We start from the raw sequence: 19,051 nt of genomic DNA, 5'->3' as shown, positions 1-19,051 counted from the left end.
CAAAACTAAAAGGATTGTCCCCTGTGCAATACAGAGTTCAATCCTTAGTAGCTGCTTAATATATTTGTCTAATTTTTTGGGTTCAGTTCACTTGTGATGGCGCTTTTTTTATTGAAGACTATATATTTCTTAAGGGGCTTCAAAATTTTTAAATTAACGTGCAGTATAGCCTCCATCAACAAGAAGTGTTGTACCGTTAACAAAACTAGCTTCATCACTTGCTAAAAATAAGACAGCTTTAGCGACTTCTTCTGGTGTTCCAAGTCTGCCTTGTGGATGAAGTGAAGCTAAATATTCTTTCTGTTCAGGATTAACACTACCAAGTAAAGGGGTGTCAATATAACCGGGGCACACCGCATTAATACGTATTCCATATTTAGCGTAGGCAGTACATAAATTTTGAGTTAATAGTTTCACACCACCTTTTGCAGAGGAGTATGCTGTTGGGGTAGGTAATGAAACAAAACTATGAATCGAACCAGCGTTAACGATGACACCACCTGTACCTTGTTTAAGGAATTGTTCAATCGAATATTTATTAGAAAGGAATACTCCAGACAAATTAATATCAATAGTTTTTTTCCACTTTTCATAGGATAATTCGTTTGCTGGTGCATCATCAGCAACGCCGGCATTGGCATACATAATATCTAATTTACCGTATGTACTTACTGTCTCATGAATTAGCTGTTTAATATCTGCCTCTTTTGTTACATCAGTTTTAATAAATAACGTATTATATCCATGTGCATTCAATTCATCTGATAGTTCTTTTCCACGTTCAGAAAAGTCAGCAATAACTACTTTTGCACCTTCTTCGATAAAAAGACGAACAGTAGATTCGCCAATTCCACTTGCTCCACCAGTTATGATTGCTACTTTGTCTTTCAATTTCATATAAACCTCTCCATTCATCAATGAATTTAAGTCGAATTTTAAAATCTGGTTATGTCACTATTAACCTTAAATAGTAAGTAGATAGAAGAAAAAGCTCGCGTTTACTTAATTGTGAGAGTGCTATTTTTTCTTTAGTGTACTTTTTGATACAGTTATGGACGAAAATATTAATTTGGTCAATCTTATCATTAGATTGAATATTTGGTAAAGAGCTCTCGAACAGAGCGAGTACGGATGCTGAAAAATTAAAATAAATATGAAGTATTATTTGTAGGGTAAGGAACAAGGGGAGAGAAGCATAACGAAAACTACTACTCTATTTAAATAGGAAAAAACCTTGCAGGGGGGCAAGGCTTTAAACAGGGTATTAAAAATTATTGATTTATTAAGAAGAACTTCTTCTTGTGAATAAACTAATTTTAGCATGATAACTCATATGTATGTGTTACGAATTTGTGAATAAAAACTCAATGATAAAAGTATGAGTGAAAGGAAATAATGTATTTGAAATATGTATTATTACAGAAAGTTTAGTTGAAATAGTGAGGAAAATAAAAAAGCGCAATGAGCAAAATAATTAAGAGACGAATTATATGAAAGATTAGTGGAACGCCTACTATTTAATTCTTTAGAACTGATTTTTAATAATGCATATAAGAATCGTATATTTTGAATTATTTAATAGAATAATATATATTTATATTGATTTAGTGATTTTAGTTTGTTAAAAATGGGGAAATCGATATGAAGGTTAAATTTGCCGTAATAAAAGATGAGAGCTTTGATTGTAGTTTATTGGAAACAAAATTATTGAAAACTTTTAAAGAAGTAGATTGTGAAGCAGATATTGTAAAGGTTGAGGATGAAATTTTTGAAAACAATGATGTACAAACACATTTATCAGAAATAACCATTCATGTTACTGGAAAAAATATCGGATATAGATCCGTTTCAGCCAGTATATTTATTGTTCTAGAGAGTTTATCAATACAGCTATTTCGTATTCATATTAGTATACTTTAAGCAGTTCAAAAATTGGCTTCTTCAGAAAATCATACTGATTATATGGAGTTGTAAATATGAAAACAATAGAAATTATCGTAGGTGCTTCCGAATGTTGGATTGCACCTTGTTTGTTGTTAAATAAACAAGGGGTTCCTTTTAAAATTTTAATGTATCTTAACGCTAATTTATAAATAGAAGAATAGAAACATGTGAGTAATTCAATTAGATTGTACAAATAATTTGGTACGCGGATATACGCAATGTATTCACAGGTAAGAGGGTTGTCTCATAATATATATAGATTTTTCTATTAAGATGAACAGAGGGTGTGAATATATGGAAGATGTTTACGCTAAAATTGACAGTCTCAAGGCGGAGCAAAAAGAAATTATGAGAGACATTCGAAATTTAGAAACGCGTACCACTATTAATGAGAAAGACATAGCAACAATCAATAAGCAATTAGAAAAAATAAGTACAAACACAACTTGGATTTTGCGAATTATTATTAGCGCGATAATAATGTCAGTTTTAGGATTAATATTAAAAGGAATGATTTAGTCTTGTGAAATAGGACGATATAAAAGAAAGAGGGGAACTCCCTCTTTCTTTATGTAAATGAGAAACTATAAATTTTCCGTTTCCTTTTCGTCTGCATACTTATCCTCTAAGGAAATTAATAGAGGGATTGATACGGTTACTAGAATGATTAAAGTAGTTATAAAAGATTTAGAAAGAGAAAAAGAACCTTCAATTAAAGGTGATAAAAACTTGAATGAAAGTATACTTGTTATTAAGGAAATTACTAAAAAGCTCAAAAGAGATATATTTTTATTCTTTATAGATGTCTCTATAAAGTCTTTAACACAGGTTATTACGACAAATATAGTTAATATGATAAGAGAAACAAAATAATGTGTTACATTTGTCATACTAATAGTAGGATCGTCTATTATGTAAGCAAGTAACTTAGATACTAATATTCCTCCAAACAATAAAATAATAAAAGCAAGTAATCCTTCCGATATATAAGTGCTGAAATTGTCTTTCTTGTTAAAGAGTTTATAGTTCAGAGTAGATTGGATTATTTGAATTAGGAATAGGCTAATAATCCATACATAATATACAAATGGTAATTCTCCTGAGAATAGAGAAATTAGGAAATTTAATACTGTCCTTAAAATTTCAATCATTACGAAAGTCCTCCTGTTTGTAAGCTTGTGACATTAAAATATGCTAGTCTATCGTTTAATAATTAAGGTTATGAATTCAAACTATTTCTAATTATTCCATAAAAAGGTGAATGCATCAAGTTATCTTTTTAACAATCCTCCAAGGCCGAGCACTAGTAAAAGAAACGCAATATGTAATATAATTGAAAAAGTATATTTAAAAATCGATGTTAATATTACCCTCCTATAAGTATTAACATACGTAATTGAGGTGTTTTCTTTGTTGTTTTATGACCGGATTTCTATAATGGCCCCTCCTGTTCCGTAGCTAAGGAAAGTCTTTTTATTTCTGAGATTTTCAAAGTTATAGGAGGGTATGAAAAATGAAAAAAGTCTCAGTACCATCACTTTTGTTAATGATTATTCTTGTCGCATTTCCGCAAATTAGTGAAACGATTTACACACCGTCGTTACCTGACATTTCAAAGGCGTTACATGTAAGTAATAATGAGGTGCAGTTAACGCTTAGTGTGTATTTTGCTGGATTTGCTTTAGGTGTATTTTTTATTGGATGGCTATCAGATATAATTGGGCGTCGCCCAGCAATGTTATTTGGAATTGTCGTATATGGCGCTGGGAGTTTCTTGTGCTTTATTGCAAATTCCATTGAAGTTTTATTGGTAAGTCGTTTTATTCAAGCGTTTGGAGCAAGTGCAGGATCAGTTGTGACGCAAACGATTCTTCGTGAAAGTGTAGAAGGGCATAAGAGGCATGTTATGTTTGCTCAAATTTCAGCAGTCATTGCTTTTACACCAGCGATAGGACCGTTAATTGGTGGCTTTCTTGATCAAATGTTTGGATTTAAAATAGTATTTTTAAGTTTAGTAGTTATGAGTATCGGTATTTTTCTGTATACGTTTGTTTCTCTTCCTGAAACAAAAACGGGCTCAGTAACGAATAAAATAAATGTATTTTCAGTCTTGAAGAGGTTAATTACAAATCCAAAAGTGGTAACATATGGGCTGTTAATTGGAGGAGCAAATGGTGTTTTATTTAGCTATTATGCAGAAGCGCCGTTTATCTTTATTGAATACTTTCAGTTATCGCCTAGTATGTATGGCTTTCTAGGAATTGTTGTAGCGTCTGCTTCTATTGTTGGAGCGAAAATTTCAAAACGTTTACTTGCTACTTATAAACCAGAGAAAATTATATATATCGGTTGTCTTGTAATGACAGGGGGAGCAGTCGCTTTATCTATTATTACTTCAGTTGGATCAAATCCAAATATAATATATATGATTGTATTTTTAATAGCGATGTTTATATTGCTATTAGGAATTGGAGTAGCGTTACCTAATTGTTTAAGTTTAGCGTTAGTAGATTTTCAAGATGTCATTGGTACAGCTGGTGCATTGTTTAGTTTAGGTTACTATGTAATTGTAACGATGACAATTTTGGGAATGAGTCAGCTGCATACAGGCTCGTTAATGGTGATGCCACTTTATTTTCTGGTTATTGTAGTTATAATGGCAGTGTTTACTAGGGTGTTTATCTTTGGTAAGCAAACTTCGAAATCGATTTAAATATGAAATCGTAAAAGAGTCTCATTTTTTAATGAGACTCTTTTATATTTTATCCCGTTGTTTTGAGGCAGAAAGGTTTCTGCCTCAAAATTTGGCTGGAGTAAAGAAGTTAGTAGTTTATTAATATATTAAATTTCTTATTGGTATATGAATCGAATGTGTGGGAAATTACGTTATCAACTATAAAGGTTGAAGTATTTGAGATATGAAACCGAGGAAGATAGCATCTCCTTGTTTATTTATATTGTAATAATATACATGTCGGAATCATATTGAATAGATGTATTTTATTGTTAATTTAGTTAAAAATTAATCAGACTTATGTATAATAATTTATTGAAAAAATAATTGAATTTTTCAGATTAATGAATTAATATAAGGTAAGTAATTTTAAGATTTATAGAATATTGGAAGATGAAAGGTTCTGAGAATTTTATTAGGAGCACAAAACGATTTTAGGATAGCTTTAAAGCTAGTGTAAAATGACGTTTGCTTCATCATTTTCAGGGTCGAAAGGAATTAGGGGAAAGCATCTTGTGTTAAAATGCGGCTATGAATCATCTAAGAGGGGGAAGTGAAGTGGCAAACAAAGAATTGAAAAGAGGTTTAGAAGCACGTCATATTCAAATGATTGCTTTAGGCGGAACGATTGGTGTTGGTTTGTTTATGGGATCAGCCAGCACAATTAAATGGACAGGTCCGTCAGTAATGCTTGCTTATGCAATTGCAGGTATTTTCATCTTCTTCATCATGCGTGCCATGGGAGAAATGTTGTATATGGAGCCAAGTACAGGCTCATTTGCGACATTCGGTCATAAGTATATTCATCCACTAGCTGGTTATATGACAGCGTGGAGTAACTGGTTCCAGTGGGTTATCGTTGGGATGTCAGAAATTATCGCGGTTGGAGCGTATATGCAATATTGGTTCCCGGATTTACCAGCTTGGATACCAGGTATAATTGCAATGGTTATTCTTGGTGTAGCTAACTTAATTTCTGTGAAGTCATTTGGTGAATTTGAATTTTGGTTCGCGATGATTAAAATCGTTACGATTCTATTAATGATTATTGCGGGATTTGGCCTTATTTTCTTCGGAATTGGTAACGGCGGAGAAGCGATTGGCATATCTAATCTTTGGTCAAATGGCGGTTTCTTTACAGGTGGTTTCTCAGGATTCTTCTTTGCTTTATCACTTGTAGTTGGTGCATACCAAGGTGTGGAATTAATCGGTATTACTGCTGGTGAAGCGAAGGATCCAAAGAAGACACTTACAAGAGCGATTCAAAGTACAATTTGGCGTATTTTAATTTTCTACATCGGTGCTATTTTCGTTATTGTAACTGTGTATCCGTGGGATCAATTAAGTACAATTGGTAGTCCGTTCGTAGCAACTTTTGCGAAAGTTGGTATTACGGCAGCAGCTGGATTAATTAACTTCGTTGTTATTACAGCAGCAATGTCTGGTTGTAATAGTGGTATTTATAGTGCGGGTCGTATGCTTTATACGTTAGGTGTAAATGGACAAGCACCGAAATATTTCACGAAACTTTCTGGAAATGGTGTGCCTTTATTTGGTACAGTTGGCGTAATTATCGGTCTGGCGGTTGGTGTTGTTTTAAGTTACATCGCACCGAAAAACTTATTCGTATATGTATATAGTGCGAGTGTACTTCCTGGAATGGTACCATGGTTTGTCATTTTAATTAGTCAAATTAATTTTAGAAAAGAAAAGGGAGCAGAGATGAAAGATCATCCGTTCAAAATGCCATTTGCTCCTGTTACAAACTATTTAACGATTGCCTTTTTAATTATGGTATTAATCGGAATGTGGTTTAACGATGATACTCGTATTTCATTAGTTGTAGGTATTATTTTCTTAGCTATCGTTACAATTAGTTTCTATGCTTTTGGAATAGGAAAGCGAGCTCCGTTAGACGTTCAAAATAATAAAGAGATTTCAAGTAAATAAAGAAAAGGCTGTTCATTTGGAACAGCCTTTTCTTATTGTTGTTATTTGTCGATAAATCGGCACACCTTGTCGAATTGTTGATATAATTTGATTTGTGATGGATATATTTGAAAAATCGTTGGTATAATTTCACATACTATCTGTCGCTATCATGATTAAAATTTCTCTAATACGATTTTCCCAATGGTGTGCCCGCTTTCAAGTAGTGTATGTGCTTTCTTTAAGTTTTCAGCGTTAATCGGTGTTAATGTTTCATTTAAAGTAAGAATCCTTTACTTCTATATTATAGATGGTGAAATACTGCTATGTAAAAAAATACCCTTTTTTTATGCAAGCTGTACTGATAGCCTAGAAGGAGTTTATTTCTAAAAAGAAGAATTTTTTACTGTATTACTTTATCCAAAACTAAATGTAAAGGTGGATACATAATGACAGTAAAGAAACTTTATTTCATCCCAGCAGGTCGTTGCATGTTGGATCATTCGTCTGTTAACAGTGCGTTAACACCGGGGAAACTATTAAACTTGCCGGTGTGGTGTTATCTTTTGGAGACGGAAGAAGGTCCTATTTTAGTAGACACAGGTATGCCAGAAAGTGCAGTTAATAATGAAGGGCTTTTTAACGGTACATTTGTTGAAGGACAGATTTTACCGAAAATGACTGAAGAAGATAGAATCGTGAATATATTAAAGCGTGTAGGGTATGAGCCAGACGACCTTTTATATATTATTAGCTCTCACTTACATTTTGATCATGCAGGAGGAAACGGTGCTTTTACAAATACACCGATTATTGTGCAGCGAACCGAATATGAGGCAGCACTTCATAGAGAAGAATATATGAAAGAATGTATATTACCGCATTTGAACTACAAAATTATTGAAGGGGATTATGAAGTGGTACCAGGTGTTCAAGTATTGTATACGCCAGGTCATTCTCCAGGCCATCAGTCGCTATTCATTGAGACGGAGCAATCCGGTTCAGTTTTATTAACGATTGATGCATCGTACACGAAAGAGAATTTTGAAGATGAAGTGCCGTTCGCAGGATTTAATCCAGAATTAGCTTTATCTTCAATTAAACGTTTAAAAGAAGTTGTGGCGAAAGAGAAACCAATTGTTTTCTTTGGTCATGATATAGAGCAGGAAAAGAGTTGTAGAGTGTTCCCGGAGTATATATAGTGCAAAAAGTCATGAGTTCGCGTGCTCATGACTTTTTCATTTAAATAATTTTTTTAAATAAATTATAAACTTTTTTTGAACTATCTTCGTTTAACTGATAGTACGTAAGGTTTACATCATCAGGAGTATCTTGCTGAGCAATCATCACTTCGCTGCTGTGATGATCAACTATCCATATGAAATATTTTTTATAAGTTCCATCCTCGAAAGTAATCCACATATCACCATCTATTAAATCTGATCCTTCTTCATCCAATGTTAATTTGCCTTTTTTTGCGGTATTCATACTGTTAATAAATGTTTTTAATTCATCTGTTTTTGTGAGAAAGATATCCTTTTTTGTTTTAATTGATTCTACATGTATATCTTTTATTTCCTGCTTTTCTAAAAAAACAGGGGGCTCATTTGGATCTCGCGAGCTTGAAATAATAGTAGCTTTCTTTTTCGGTTTGTTTGCAGTATAGAGATCTTGAATAGATTTTCCCGAGTTTACAAACCATACAATTCCACAAATAATTAATACGCTACCTAGCAATAAAATACTTTTTTTAATAGGATTTTCTCCTCTCTATTACTTCGTGTGAAGAGCTTTTCTATTAATATATGATAGGTAAGCGTAAAGTATTATAGTTGAACTTGGTTATGCTTCACAGTTTTTATCGGGCGATCTATGAGTAAATTGTAAGTGAGCCCAATTAATACGAAAATGCCACCGATAACTTTACCAATTGAGAGTTCATTTGTCAGGAAGAAATCAATAATAGTCCCCGCAAATAATTGTCCGATAAAGATGAGTAATGTTAAATAAAAGGCTGATATTTTAGGAGTAATATAGTTGGATAATGAAATAACGATAACGCCTACTAATCCGCCTAAGTACACAGCAATAGGAATAGATTGTAACGTCTGCATTGGAATATACAATGAATCTGAACTGAAAATTAAAAATAACATAGAGAAAAATAATCCAGTAATATAATTAAAAAACGTGCCTTCCCAATTTCCGATTTTCGCTGCTAAATTCGCGTTAATAATTCTAGCAACAACGATAGAAACACCAGCTAAAATAGCGATCGTAATATATAACATTTTCTTGCCCCCATTAATAAATTGTCATGATTATAATTCCAGAAGAGATGAAACATAATCCAATTAGTTTTTTCTTTTCAAACTTTGCAACTTTCATTCCTAATAAGCCGAAATGATCGATAATGATGGAAGCAATAGATTGACCGAGTAAACTTAATGCGATCGTAATAGAAGCACCAAGGACGGAGAAACTTATATTGTTAAAAAGAACAGTGAATACTCCAATCGCTCCAGCGCTATATAAAAAAAGTGGAATACTTTTATCGAAACGAATTTTATTTTTGTTTATAATTAAAATGAAGATAACTGCAATTAAACCGACAAGGTGAATGACAACGCTTGCTGTGTACTTGCCAATTAACTCAGATAAAATCCCATTCAGTGGAAGCATAACGGCGAGGAGCACACCAATAAAGACAGAAAGAAAGTTATACAATGTAATATCCCCTTTGTATTTCATATTTGTAATGACTGTATCATGCTGAAATTGTGTATTGTTATGACATATGTCATAGTGGAAGAAGAAAATTTTTATTACAATGGGGATGAGTTGTAAAGGTGGGAAACTATGAAGAAAGTATGTAATTCTATTAAATTAGCAGAGTATATGAAGAAAAATAATATTGATTCATTTTTTAGTCATGATATGAAGCCATATATGGAACTTATATTTTTTAAAAAGAATGAGTTTATTTGTAGAGAAAATGAAGAGATAGATTATTTATATTTCTTTGTTGAAGGAAAAGCGAAAGCGTTTAACACATTAAGTAACGGGAAATCCGTATTACTGTGTTTTTATGATAGTTTGCAGTTACTTGGAGATGTGGAGTTAATTCATTCCCAAAGGATTACTTCAAATGTACAAGTGATGGCAGATTCATATTGTGTTGGTTTACCATTAGGAAAAGTGAGAAATCAGCTATTTCATGATGCGAAATTTTTAAGATGTATTTGTGGATCGTTAGCACATAAGTTAAATCGACTTTCAAAAAATAGTACAATTAATTTATTGTATCCGCTTGAAAATAGACTTGCGAGTTACATGTTAGCAGCAGGGGAACGAGCAGTTCAGCATGAAAATAGAATTGTATTTAGTGGGAATTTAACGGAAATAGCGGAATTGTTAGGAACGAGCTATCGGCATTTGTCGCGTACTTTGAATCTTTTTTGTGATAAAAATATAATCAAGAAAAACAATGGTTGTTTTGAAGTAGTGAATGTAGAAGTTTTGAGGGAATTGGCTGCGGATGTTTATAAATAATATATTAAAGTAGGGATTAAGATGAAAATAGCTATAATTTCAGATATCCACGGAAATAGTCACGCTTTAAAATCGGTATTAAAAGATATTACACGTCGCAAGGTCGAAATGATAATAAATTTAGGAGATAGTGTGTATGGGCCGTTAGATCCTTTAGAGACAATTGAAATATTAATGAGTAGCGAGATGATACATATTAAAGGCAATTGTGATCGAATGCTTTGGGAACCTATACAAGAGCAATCTGCTACACTAACTTTTGTTCAAAATCAATTAACAAATTATCATATAGGTTGGTTAAAACAACATCCTTCACAATTTATTGTAGACGATATGTTATGTTGTCACGGTACGCCAACTTCAGATGAAGTGTATTTGTTAGAAGAGATGAATGAGAATGGTGCAATATTAAAGAATGAAAAAAATATAATGGATCAACTCCAAAATATAGAACAAAAAATAATAGTATGTGGTCATACACATATTCCTAGAGTTGTTTATTTTGCGAACGGAAAGATCATTATAAATCCAGGAAGTGTAGGACTTCCAGCATACAAAGATGAGTTACCTGTTATGCATAAAATGGAATCAGGAACTCCGCATGCAAAATATGTAGTGATAGAAAAGGTTTTGGGAGAATGGACAATTGAACAAATTTCAGTTCCTTATAATTGGGAAGAAGCTGCTGGATTGGCTGTTCAACAAGAAAGATATGACTGGGCACAGGCGCTAAAGACTGGGAAGATAGAATGAAGGGGAGTTTACTTTATGGTAAACTGCTCTTTTTTATTTTGAGTAGATATTGAATTATATAAAAATAAAATGTTATGATTATGGAAACGTATGAATATATGAACAAATATTCATATGTAAAAGAAGGAGGGATTAGAATGATAGACCTAATTATTATTGGAGCGGGTCAAGCTGGATTAACAATGGGATATTACTTGAAGCAAGAAGGGTATAATTTTTTATTACTTGAGGCAGGAAAACAAGTTGGTGATTCATGGAGAAATCGATATGATTCTTTGCAGCTTTTTACCCCAAGGTCTTACAGTAGCTTGCCGGGTATGGCGTTAATAGGTGAAAAAAATGAATTTCCATATAAAGATGAAATTGCAACTTATTTAGAAGAATATGCAAGACATTTTCAATTACCGGTACAATTACAAACGGAAGTTCTAAAAATAAAGAAAGAAAAAGAAATATTTGAATTACATACTCCTACAGAAGTTTTACAAACGAAAAAAGTTATTATCGCATCAGGTGGTTTTCAGCAACCGTTTATTCCCTCAGTTTCAGCAAATCTATCATCACATATTTTTCAAATACATTCATCACAATATAAATCACCATCACAAATTCCTAAGGGGAATGTACTAGTAGTAGGTGGCGGGAATTCAGGAATGCAAATTGCAGTAGAACTTGCAAAAACTCATGAAGTTACAATGTCTATCAGTCATCCTTTAACATTTTTACCGTTACGTCTTTTTAGAAAAAGCATTTTTTATTGGTTAGAAAAATTGGGTTTATTGTACGCCGAAGTAAATACTAAGAGGGGAAAATGGGTTCAGAAGAGAAAGGATCCTATTTTTGGTTTTGAAGGCAAAGAACTTATTCGTAATGGAGCAATCAAACTGCAAGAAAAAGTAGTAAGTGCATCAGGAAATAACATTATGTTTCAGAATGGTGATATTTATAGTGCAGAAAGCGTTATATGGTCAACTGGTTTTGTTCAAAATTATAATTGGATTGAAATTGAACAGGCAGTGAATGAGAAAGGATTTCCTAATCATATAAAGGGAATCAGTCCAGTAAAAGGATTGTATTATATCGGTTTACCATGGCAATCTCAAAGGGGTTCCGCACTTATTTGTGGTGTAGGAAAGGATGCAGCGTATGTACTTTCTGAAATCAAAAAAATAGATCAGTAGCGATAACTACTGATCATCCATATGTACATGAATTAGGAGAGGTCAAACATTTATTAACTTTATTATAATAGATTTTCATGGAATTAAAAACTGAAAATTCAAATTTAATGTTGAGAAAGTTTTTTGTATCGAAATATATGAAAAAATAGGGATTTTTATTGAAACAGAAAAAGATATTTCTATTTTAGTAAATTATGATATAGTCTAAATAAGCGTGTTTTTCCATAAATGTAATTATTTTCATTGTAGTTTCGTTTATATGAGGGAAGGAGAAGTAATTATGAAGTTTGATGATCAACGCTTATTAGGAGTCCGATTAGGTTCTGTACTTGTGACAGAGGAAAATCAATATTTAGTAATTAAGAAAAAAGATCATTATGCACTGTTAAATATACATAATTTAGAATGCACACATGTTGAAGTGCAGTTAGAACATTTGGAAGAAATGTTGCAGGAAGATTTTCAAGAAAGTATAACGGAGATTATCGCACCAGAACATATAAAAATTGTTGCCAAAAATGTAATATAAAGAAAGAAGCTGGAAGGAACAGCTTCTTTCTTTTCGTTAAAAGGATAACGTTTTTAACACGTCACCAATAATCCCTTCCATTTGATGAACGCCTAAGTCAGCGTTCGTCATTATAACAGCACCATTACCTCGGTATGGATAGCATATCATCATACATTGAAATCCAACGCCCCATCCAAGTGAATACATTTGTAAGTCTTTATTCGAATCATCTAGAAACACACCTAATCCAGTCCATTTTGAGCAACCTTGAGGAGAAATCATATCTTGTACTAATTTTTGAGAAAGTTTTAGTTTGCCCTTTCCTTGTAAGGAATGAATGATTTCAATTACTAAAGTTGATAAGTCTGTTGGTGTTGTCCAAATACCTGAAGCGGCTGCGAATGGATAAAATGGATACTTCTCATTTGTAACGGTGCCATCTTTATTATGCCCACAAGCAAAGGCCTCCATTTTATTTATATCTTTAGTAGAGAATAGCATACTATTTTTCAGTTGTAGTGGATGAAAGATATATTCTTCAAGTAAAAGATTGAATGGTTTTCCAGTTATATCTTCAAGTAGTAGTTCAATAATACAAAAGTTTGCATCAGAGTAGTGAAATTCGCTTTCTGGTTTATAAGTTATTTCTATCGGTACTGGACAATGTGATGTTTTACCGGCAAGGATTTCAGACATGTTTGGTCGCCCTTGTGCAAGTGTATAATGCTCAAAACTATTAGGAGGATCAATGATTCCAGATTGGTGGCTTAATAAATTTCGCAGGGTGACTTTTTTCTGTGAGGTAAATAGACTGGTAGGTATGTTCCAAGATGTGAGTCTATCATTTACGTCTGCATCTAAATGCACGATCTTTTGATCTGATAACGTTAGTACGAGCATTGTAGTGAAGAATTTACTAATAGAACAAGAATTAAATATGGAATTCGTAGTGACAGTTTTAGTTGTTCCAGATTCAAGTGTTCCGCAGGCAGTTGCTTCATCTAGTTTACCATCACGTATAACAGCAAGGCTTAAACCTTCAACGGAATATTGGTTCATTTTCTCGTATATAGTGTTATTTTTTAAGTTCATAGTGACTCCTTTCTTATGAAAGACAGAATATTAGTTCTATTATACAGTAGTTAATAGAAAGAATGAGAGAAAAAGAAAAAACTTCATCTTTTATCGATGAAGTTCTTTTAGTTAATTCGAAGTGAATGCTTTAAAAAATTTATCTCGGTACATGTACATTAGCCATGAGGTTGTTAGTAAAGAAATAATGATTTGTTTGTTTTGAATTGGCGCATTGAAAACAAGCCAGCCAACGATATCAAATAATAAATGTAGTGCAATTGAAAGAATTACAAATTGTAGTAACGTCTTAAAAAATCTTTTCATAAAGTATTCCCCTAAAATAAAAGGTTTTATCAACAGTGTTGTATATTACTATTATACATTAAATGGGTTTAATGGTAAAATTTACATAAGTTAGTGAAATAAAACAAATGAAAGCTAATGAGGAGGAATAGTCATGGAATTTTGGATGATCATACCGATAGCGGTCTTTGGGTTTATTTATATTGCTGAAAAATTAAATAGAATCGAAAAGAAAACGGATGCACGTTTAAAGAGAATTGAAGATATATTACAATTAATTACGAAAGAAATGGGAATTGTAGAAAGAGAACCTGAAATTAATAAAGAACTACGCCAGCTTGTAGAAGAAGGAAAAAAAGTTACAGCAGTTAAGAGAGTAAGAGAAGCTTTTGGTTTTTCCTTACTAGAAGCGAAGCAATATGTTGATAAATTATAAAAAAGATCATCCATTTGGGTGATCTTTTTCACTGCACCATGCGTGTATTTACATAAGCGGCGATAATAAAGTGTCCAATTATAATGATAGGAATAACGATCGTGACATTAGGAGTAGTGAAGACACTACCGATTGTGGCAATGACCCCAGCAACTAAATTATAAAGACCAACTATTTTTGATAACTTCACTTTATCAGGCACGCGGCGTTCATTGAATCCTGATAAGAGCCAAGTGTATTGTTTTACTCCAATGAAATAAGCTAGTGCAAATGAAAGGATTGCCACTATGAATAATGATGGGGAAGCGAAGAGAGTCATTGCAAACACCTCCGTTAATGGGCTATAAATAAATTATAGTCTGAATGTTATAATTTAACAAAATGCAATTTTGATTTTAAGTTTAATAGAAAAATAGAGTATTTGTGATAAGGGGAGATTAGGTATGAATATTGTGGAATTCCAGAGATATGTATCAAATTTCAGTAAAGAAAAAGGATTTCAAGATACAACAATTGAAGAGCGTACGATGTATGCGATGGCGGAATTAGGTGAATTAGCGGAAGTGATATTAAAGCGTGATGCAATACAGGATGCGAAAAGAGAGATTGGTTTAGAAATGTTTGATGTCATTTGGAATGTATGTGACTTAGCAAATAAGTTAGAAATTGATTTAGAGAAGGCATTTGAAGAAAAAATGAGGATTAATAAAAAACGTGAATGGTAAGTGGAATATTAATGTGTAAAGATGGGGGATACGAATGAAAAAGAAGCTTATTATAGGAGGAGTCTTTACCTTAATTAGTGTAATGAGTGTTTTCGCTTATTTAGTCTTTCAAGGCATATTTATTCCGAATCAAATAAGTGCGGATAAGTATGAAATAAAAGGTGTAGATGTTGAGTCATACCAAGGAGATATAGATTGGAGAGAGTTGGAAAAGCAAAATATGAAGTTTGCGTTTATAAAGGCTACTGAAGGAAGCTCTTTTGTAGATAAGTACTTTTCGGAAAATTGGACGAATGCGAATAAGACAGGTATGCGCGTCGGAGCGTATCATTTTTTTAGTTTTGATAGTAAGGGTGAAACACAAGCAGAGCAATATATACGAACTGTTCCAAAGTATAAACAAGCATTGCCACCCGTAATTGATGTTGAGTTTTATGCTAACAAAAAAGATAATCCCCCTAAGCGTGAAGATGTTGTGAAAGAGTTGTCGGTTATGATTGAAATGCTAGAAAAACATTACGGTAAGAAAGTAATATTGTATGCAACGCAAGAGGCGTATGATTTATATATAAAGGATGCGTATCCAAAATGTAATATATGGATTCGTAGTGTTCTTACAAAACCGAGTTTATCTGATGGGAGAAAATGGAAGTTTTGGCAATACACGAACCGCGGAAGATTAAATGGTTATAATGGAAAAGAAAAGTATATTGATTTAAATGTATTTTATGGGAATGAGGAAGAGTTTGAGAATTATGGAATGAAAGATTAAGTTTTAAAGTGTACAAAATTTTGTACGCTTTTTTTGTTAATTACATAAAAGTATGCAAATGAAGATGGAACAAACATTTGAGATGAATTGTCTAATATAGGTAATAACAATTTGGCTTGAAAGAAAGGGTTGATGACATGAAAAAGAATACGTTGTTAAAAGTAGGATTATGTGTAGGTTTACTAGGAACAATTCAATTTGTTAGCACAATTTCTTCTGTACAAGCATCACAAAAGGTAGAGAAAACAGTAATAAAAAATGAGACGGGAACCATTTCAATATCTCAGTTAAACAAGAATGTATGGGTTCATACGGAGTTAGGTTCTTTTAATGGAGAAGCAGTTCCTTCGAACGGTCTAGTTCTTAATACTTCTAAAGGGTTAGTACTTGTGGATTCTTCTTGGGATGACAAATTAACGAAGGAACTAATAGAAATGGTAGAAAAGAAATTTCAGAAGCGCGTAACGGATGTCATTATTACACATGCGCACGCTGATCGAATTGGCGGAATAAAAACGTTGAAAGAAAGAGGCATTAAAGCGCATAGTACAGCATTAACTGCAGAACTAGCAAAGAAAAATGGATATGAAGAACCGCTTGGAGATTTACAAACCGTTACAAATTTGAAGTTTGGAAATATGAAAGTAGAAACATTTTATCCAGGGAAAGGGCATACAGAAGATAATATTGTCGTATGGTTACCGCAATACAATATTTTAGTTGGAGGCTGTTTAGTGAAATCTACGTCCGCGAAAGATTTAGGAAACGTTGCGGATGCTTATGTAAATGAATGGTCTACATCGATTGAGAATGTGCTGAAGCGATATAGAAATATAAATGCAGTAGTGCCTGGTCATGGGGAAGTAGGGGACAAAGGATTACTTTTACATACATTGGATTTATTAAAATAAGAAATTGTAGAAATACAAAAGAGAGGAGAAATAATTTTCTCCTCTCTTTCTTCTAACTATATTTAAATGCTGAATCTGTTGATTACGCCAGCATATATTACTGAGATTTTAATTCCAAGTATACAAATACTAATACTGTCATAATTGCTATAACAACGTAAGTAGCATCAAGCATTATAAGTGTTTTTAAAGTTTCAGTCATCGTAATTCACCCCTGTTATAAAAATATAACATGATCTTTTTATTGATTAGAGTAAGAGATCATAAAGATAAAATGTATATGAAATTTCTTAAGTAGCTTCTATATAAATATATCATATAAATAATGTAAGTAATGTTAAGATAGTGTAAATGTATTGTAAATAAAAAGGTTTACAATAAAGACTTTAATAAAAAATGGTAGTTTCTTAAAATGAAAAATATGCTATTTTCATATGCGATGAATTGCAACTATTTGTATAAGGGATTCGAAAAATTTTTCGTTGTATATATTTCTCCAAATTAATTATTTAGCTATTTAAAAGTATTGAAAGATGTGTGTACACTAATGTACGTTTTTTAGTGTCAATAAAAATATTATGTCAACAATATGAGCTGTCACAAATCTTTATATATTATTGTGATGGAAATCACATCACTTTTTTTCAATGGGTATTATGCTTAAGGTGTAATGAATGATTGGGAGAGGGTGGGATGATATGTTTTGTTATCAATGTGAACAAACGCCAACAGGCGGATGTAAAGTAATGGGTGTGTGTGGCAAGAATGAAACGATTGTGAGTTTACAAGATACGATTGTGTTTGGGCTAAAAGGAATTGCAGCTTATCGCACACATGCTGCTCAGCTAGGGTATACGGATGCATTTGTAGATGCTACAACACAAGAAGCTTTATATATGACATTAACAAATTCTAACTTTAACGAACAAGAGCATATTGATATGGCTATGAAAGTGGGGAAATCAGCTTTACGGGTGATGGAATTATTAGATGAGGCACATACGAATCATTTTGGTGTGCCAGAGCCTGTACAAATTACACAAAATCGTGTAGAAGGTAAAGCAATTGTAGTTACGGGTCATAATTTATTTGCACTAGAAGAACTATTAAAGCAAACAGAAGGAAAAGACATTAATATTTATACACATTCTGAAATGCTACCAGCACACGGATATCCGCAGCTGAAAAAATATAAACATTTAAAAGGAAACATCGGTAAGGCATGGTATGATCAAAGACGCCTTTTTGAAAAATTTACTGGTGCCATATTAGCTACAACGAACGGTGTTATGCCAATTAAAGGATCGTACTCTGATCGATTCTTTTCATATGATATTGCAGGTTTAGAAGGTGTACAAAAAATTGAAAATGATGATTTTACACCATTGATTCAAAAAGCACTAGAACTTCCAGAAGTACATATGGAGTCGGATGAACAGTTAGTAACAGGGTTTCATCATAATACAGTATTATCATTAGCCCCAGAAATTATTGATGCAGTAAAAGAGGGGAAAATAAAGCGTTTCTTTGTTATCGCCGGTTGTGATGCACCGGGAAAAGGCGGAGTATATTATCGTGAATTAGCAACGTCACTTCCGCCAGAAACGGTTATTTTAACAACTTCTTGCGGGAAATTCCGCTTTAATGATGTGGATTACGGTGTTGTACCTGGTACGGAAATTCCGCGGTACATTGATTTAGGACAGTGTAATAATTCCATTTCTACAGTGAAAATAGCGGCTGCATTAGCTGATGCTTTCCAATGTGAAGTGAATGAATTGCCAGTAAGTATTGTGCTATCATGGTTTGAACAAAAAGCGGTTGCCATTTTACTCGGGCTATTTAGTCTTGGGATTCAAGATATTCGCATCGGTCCAAAGGTTCCTGAATTTATTTCACCTGGCGTGCTTGATGTATTACAAGAAACATTTGGTTTAAAACTAATTACAAATGCAGCAGAAGATATGGCTATGATGTTATCGTAACAAAAAATGATCTGTCTTATTAATAAGAAGAGCTAGCCATATTCATTAACTTTGGTATAGTATAGCGCCCCAAAATAAAAATGTAGAATTTTTGTTTTGGGGTATTTTCTTTTCTTAGTGGGATAGGTATGGGGCAAAATAAAAAAAGAAAATAGGCTGTATCGAATAGGTAATAGTTGATTTTAGAAAAATATAAAAATCGAGTTGACATTCATTGCTACTTAGTCATACAATGTACTTG

General features: G+C 32.8%; 22 protein-coding genes and 1 pseudogene. 14 read left to right on the top strand and 9 right to left on the bottom strand.

Annotated features, from left to right (window positions below; all coding sequences use genetic code 11):
- Positions 1 to 153 precede the first annotated feature (153 nt).
- The gene (locus MR169_RS21200; RefSeq protein WP_242319979.1) at positions 154 to 897 is read right to left on the bottom strand and encodes an SDR family NAD(P)-dependent oxidoreductase; all 744 of its coding nucleotides are present in this window, start codon (positions 895 to 897) and stop codon (positions 154 to 156) included.
- A gap of 744 nt (positions 898 to 1,641) precedes the next feature.
- Here MR169_RS21200 and MR169_RS21195 point away from each other — a divergent pair.
- Both MR169_RS21195 and MR169_RS21190 read left to right on the top strand, forming a co-directional pair.
- Positions 1,642 to 1,920: a hypothetical protein gene (locus MR169_RS21195; protein ID WP_000865018.1), complete on the top strand. Its 279-nt coding sequence runs from the start codon at positions 1,642 to 1,644 to the stop codon at positions 1,918 to 1,920.
- A 318-nt stretch (positions 1,921 to 2,238) separates the two neighbouring features.
- Complete coding sequence (locus MR169_RS21190) at positions 2,239 to 2,463, top strand: hemolysin XhlA family protein (RefSeq protein WP_000390462.1); 225 nt, start codon at positions 2,239 to 2,241, stop codon at positions 2,461 to 2,463.
- A gap of 65 nt (positions 2,464 to 2,528) precedes the next feature.
- Here MR169_RS21190 and MR169_RS21185 read toward each other — a convergent pair whose 3' ends face one another.
- On the bottom strand, positions 2,529 to 3,095 hold the full coding sequence (locus tag MR169_RS21185) for a DUF5823 family protein (RefSeq protein ID WP_000570029.1): 567 nt from the start codon (positions 3,093 to 3,095) through the stop codon (positions 2,529 to 2,531).
- Positions 3,096 to 3,457: 362 nt separating this feature from the next.
- Between MR169_RS21185 and MR169_RS21180 the strand changes: the two genes are divergently transcribed.
- Together MR169_RS21180 and MR169_RS21175 are read left to right on the top strand one after the other, a co-directional pair.
- Positions 3,458 to 4,657: a multidrug effflux MFS transporter gene (locus tag MR169_RS21180; protein ID WP_086423482.1), complete on the top strand. Its 1,200-nt coding sequence runs from the start codon at positions 3,458 to 3,460 to the stop codon at positions 4,655 to 4,657.
- A 579-nt stretch (positions 4,658 to 5,236) separates the two neighbouring features.
- Positions 5,237 to 6,628: an amino acid permease gene (locus tag MR169_RS21175; protein ID WP_242319978.1), complete on the top strand. Its 1,392-nt coding sequence runs from the start codon at positions 5,237 to 5,239 to the stop codon at positions 6,626 to 6,628.
- Positions 6,629 to 6,783: 155 nt separating this feature from the next.
- Here MR169_RS21175 and MR169_RS21170 read toward each other — a convergent pair.
- Positions 6,784 to 6,891: pseudogene (locus tag MR169_RS21170) on the bottom strand (zinc-binding alcohol dehydrogenase family protein); the annotation flags it as partial.
- Between the two features lie 165 nt (positions 6,892 to 7,056).
- Here MR169_RS21170 and aiiA point away from each other — a divergent pair.
- On the top strand, positions 7,057 to 7,809 hold the full coding sequence (gene aiiA / locus MR169_RS21165; RefSeq protein WP_074595573.1) for a quorum-quenching N-acyl homoserine lactonase AiiA: 753 nt from the start codon (positions 7,057 to 7,059) through the stop codon (positions 7,807 to 7,809).
- Positions 7,810 to 7,849: 40 nt separating this feature from the next.
- Here the strand turns inward: aiiA and MR169_RS21160 are convergent, their stop codons facing one another.
- The 3 genes from MR169_RS21160 to MR169_RS21150 all read right to left on the bottom strand — a co-directional run bounded on the left by MR169_RS21160 (position 7,850) and on the right by MR169_RS21150 (position 9,358).
- On the bottom strand, positions 7,850 to 8,344 hold the full coding sequence (locus MR169_RS21160) for a hypothetical protein (RefSeq protein WP_242319977.1): 495 nt from the start codon (positions 8,342 to 8,344) through the stop codon (positions 7,850 to 7,852).
- A gap of 89 nt (positions 8,345 to 8,433) precedes the next feature.
- Complete coding sequence (locus tag MR169_RS21155; RefSeq protein WP_000965802.1) at positions 8,434 to 8,898, bottom strand: DMT family transporter; 465 nt, start codon at positions 8,896 to 8,898, stop codon at positions 8,434 to 8,436.
- Between the two features lie 13 nt (positions 8,899 to 8,911).
- Positions 8,912 to 9,358 carry a DMT family transporter gene (locus MR169_RS21150; protein WP_242319976.1) on the bottom strand — a complete coding sequence of 149 codons (447 nt, stop codon included), beginning with the start codon at positions 9,356 to 9,358 and terminating at the stop codon, positions 8,912 to 8,914.
- A 108-nt stretch (positions 9,359 to 9,466) separates the two neighbouring features.
- Here MR169_RS21150 and MR169_RS21145 point away from each other — a divergent pair, with 108 nt between their 5' ends.
- The 4 genes from MR169_RS21145 to MR169_RS21130 all read left to right on the top strand — a co-directional run bounded on the left by MR169_RS21145 (position 9,467) and on the right by MR169_RS21130 (position 12,622).
- Entirely contained in the window at positions 9,467 to 10,159 is a 693-nt protein-coding gene (locus tag MR169_RS21145; protein ID WP_086391375.1) for a cyclic nucleotide-binding domain-containing protein, read from the top strand.
- 21 nt (positions 10,160 to 10,180) lie between these two features.
- Positions 10,181 to 10,912 carry a metallophosphoesterase family protein gene (locus MR169_RS21140; RefSeq protein ID WP_000684252.1) on the top strand — a complete coding sequence of 244 codons (732 nt, stop codon included), beginning with the start codon at positions 10,181 to 10,183 and terminating at the stop codon, positions 10,910 to 10,912.
- Between the two features lie 137 nt (positions 10,913 to 11,049).
- A complete protein-coding gene (locus MR169_RS21135; protein WP_242319975.1) occupies positions 11,050 to 12,093 on the top strand; it encodes a flavin-containing monooxygenase in 1,044 nt (347 codons plus the stop codon).
- 280 nt (positions 12,094 to 12,373) lie between these two features.
- Positions 12,374 to 12,622 (top strand): hypothetical protein, encoded by a 249-nt coding sequence (locus tag MR169_RS21130; protein WP_086391376.1) that lies wholly within the window; start codon positions 12,374 to 12,376, stop codon positions 12,620 to 12,622.
- Between the two features lie 36 nt (positions 12,623 to 12,658).
- Here the strand turns inward: MR169_RS21130 and MR169_RS21125 are convergent, their stop codons facing one another.
- Both MR169_RS21125 and MR169_RS21120 read right to left on the bottom strand, forming a co-directional pair.
- Positions 12,659 to 13,696, bottom strand: coding sequence for a serine hydrolase domain-containing protein (locus tag MR169_RS21125; RefSeq protein ID WP_086391377.1), 1,038 nt, complete (start codon positions 13,694 to 13,696; stop codon positions 12,659 to 12,661).
- Between the two features lie 111 nt (positions 13,697 to 13,807).
- The gene (locus MR169_RS21120) at positions 13,808 to 14,002 is read right to left on the bottom strand and encodes a hypothetical protein (protein WP_086391378.1); all 195 of its coding nucleotides are present in this window, start codon (positions 14,000 to 14,002) and stop codon (positions 13,808 to 13,810) included.
- A gap of 133 nt (positions 14,003 to 14,135) precedes the next feature.
- On the opposite strand from MR169_RS21120, the gene MR169_RS21115 reads away from it, so the two are divergent.
- A complete protein-coding gene (locus MR169_RS21115; protein ID WP_086391379.1) occupies positions 14,136 to 14,417 on the top strand; it encodes a hypothetical protein in 282 nt (93 codons plus the stop codon).
- Positions 14,418 to 14,445: 28 nt separating this feature from the next.
- Here the strand turns inward: MR169_RS21115 and MR169_RS21110 are convergent, their stop codons facing one another.
- Entirely contained in the window at positions 14,446 to 14,736 is a 291-nt protein-coding gene (locus MR169_RS21110) for a DUF3784 domain-containing protein (RefSeq protein WP_000171769.1), read from the bottom strand.
- A gap of 124 nt (positions 14,737 to 14,860) precedes the next feature.
- On the opposite strand from MR169_RS21110, the gene MR169_RS21105 reads away from it, so the two are divergent.
- The 4 genes from MR169_RS21105 to hcp all read left to right on the top strand — a co-directional run bounded on the left by MR169_RS21105 (position 14,861) and on the right by hcp (position 18,810).
- On the top strand, positions 14,861 to 15,142 hold the full coding sequence (locus MR169_RS21105; protein ID WP_001028137.1) for a MazG nucleotide pyrophosphohydrolase domain-containing protein: 282 nt from the start codon (positions 14,861 to 14,863) through the stop codon (positions 15,140 to 15,142).
- Positions 15,143 to 15,176: 34 nt separating this feature from the next.
- Entirely contained in the window at positions 15,177 to 15,914 is a 738-nt protein-coding gene (locus MR169_RS21100) for a glycoside hydrolase family 25 protein (protein WP_242319974.1), read from the top strand.
- Positions 15,915 to 16,051: 137 nt separating this feature from the next.
- Positions 16,052 to 16,825, top strand: a complete 774-nt coding sequence (bla2, locus tag MR169_RS21095) for a BcII family subclass B1 metallo-beta-lactamase (protein ID WP_000742468.1) — start codon at positions 16,052 to 16,054, stop codon at positions 16,823 to 16,825.
- Between the two features lie 698 nt (positions 16,826 to 17,523).
- Positions 17,524 to 18,810 (top strand): hydroxylamine reductase, encoded by a 1,287-nt coding sequence (hcp, locus tag MR169_RS21090; RefSeq protein WP_242319973.1) that lies wholly within the window; start codon positions 17,524 to 17,526, stop codon positions 18,808 to 18,810.
- Positions 18,811 to 19,051: the final 241 nt, after the last annotated feature.

This window comes from Bacillus cereus group sp. BfR-BA-01349 (genome assembly GCF_022663795.1).
GTDB lineage: Bacteria > Bacillota > Bacilli > Bacillales > Bacillaceae_G > Bacillus_A > Bacillus_A cereus.
Note: the sequence above shows the minus strand (reverse complement) of the source record. Positions and strands in the feature narration are given on the sequence as shown.

What these genes read in the sequence shown, in the direction of transcription:
- MR169_RS21120 (WP_086391378.1), bottom strand. Translation starts at nt 14,002, where the DNA reads ATGAAAAGATTTTTTAAGACGTTACTACAATTTGTAATTCTTTCAATT.
- MR169_RS21200 (WP_242319979.1), bottom strand. Translation starts at nt 897, where the DNA reads ATGAAATTGAAAGACAAAGTAGCAATCATAACTGGTGGAGCAAGTGGA.
- MR169_RS21100 (WP_242319974.1), top strand. Translation starts at nt 15,177, where the DNA reads ATGAAAAAGAAGCTTATTATAGGAGGAGTCTTTACCTTAATTAGTGTA.
- MR169_RS21125 (WP_086391377.1), bottom strand. Translation starts at nt 13,696, where the DNA reads ATGAACTTAAAAAATAACACTATATACGAGAAAATGAACCAATATTCC.
- MR169_RS21145 (WP_086391375.1), top strand. Translation starts at nt 9,467, where the DNA reads ATGAAGAAAGTATGTAATTCTATTAAATTAGCAGAGTATATGAAGAAA.
- MR169_RS21130 (WP_086391376.1), top strand. Translation starts at nt 12,374, where the DNA reads ATGAAGTTTGATGATCAACGCTTATTAGGAGTCCGATTAGGTTCTGTA.
- MR169_RS21110 (WP_000171769.1), bottom strand. Translation starts at nt 14,736, where the DNA reads ATGACTCTCTTCGCTTCCCCATCATTATTCATAGTGGCAATCCTTTCA.
- MR169_RS21185 (WP_000570029.1), bottom strand. Translation starts at nt 3,095, where the DNA reads ATGATTGAAATTTTAAGGACAGTATTAAATTTCCTAATTTCTCTATTC.
- bla2 (WP_000742468.1), top strand. Translation starts at nt 16,052, where the DNA reads ATGAAAAAGAATACGTTGTTAAAAGTAGGATTATGTGTAGGTTTACTA.
- MR169_RS21115 (WP_086391379.1), top strand. Translation starts at nt 14,136, where the DNA reads ATGGAATTTTGGATGATCATACCGATAGCGGTCTTTGGGTTTATTTAT.
- hcp (WP_242319973.1), top strand. Translation starts at nt 17,524, where the DNA reads ATGTTTTGTTATCAATGTGAACAAACGCCAACAGGCGGATGTAAAGTA.
- MR169_RS21150 (WP_242319976.1), bottom strand. Translation starts at nt 9,358, where the DNA reads ATGAAATACAAAGGGGATATTACATTGTATAACTTTCTTTCTGTCTTT.
- MR169_RS21135 (WP_242319975.1), top strand. Translation starts at nt 11,050, where the DNA reads ATGATAGACCTAATTATTATTGGAGCGGGTCAAGCTGGATTAACAATG.
- MR169_RS21155 (WP_000965802.1), bottom strand. Translation starts at nt 8,898, where the DNA reads ATGTTATATATTACGATCGCTATTTTAGCTGGTGTTTCTATCGTTGTT.
- MR169_RS21180 (WP_086423482.1), top strand. Translation starts at nt 3,458, where the DNA reads ATGAAAAAAGTCTCAGTACCATCACTTTTGTTAATGATTATTCTTGTC.
- MR169_RS21195 (WP_000865018.1), top strand. Translation starts at nt 1,642, where the DNA reads ATGAAGGTTAAATTTGCCGTAATAAAAGATGAGAGCTTTGATTGTAGT.
- MR169_RS21140 (WP_000684252.1), top strand. Translation starts at nt 10,181, where the DNA reads ATGAAAATAGCTATAATTTCAGATATCCACGGAAATAGTCACGCTTTA.
- MR169_RS21105 (WP_001028137.1), top strand. Translation starts at nt 14,861, where the DNA reads ATGAATATTGTGGAATTCCAGAGATATGTATCAAATTTCAGTAAAGAA.
- MR169_RS21190 (WP_000390462.1), top strand. Translation starts at nt 2,239, where the DNA reads ATGGAAGATGTTTACGCTAAAATTGACAGTCTCAAGGCGGAGCAAAAA.
- aiiA (WP_074595573.1), top strand. Translation starts at nt 7,057, where the DNA reads ATGACAGTAAAGAAACTTTATTTCATCCCAGCAGGTCGTTGCATGTTG.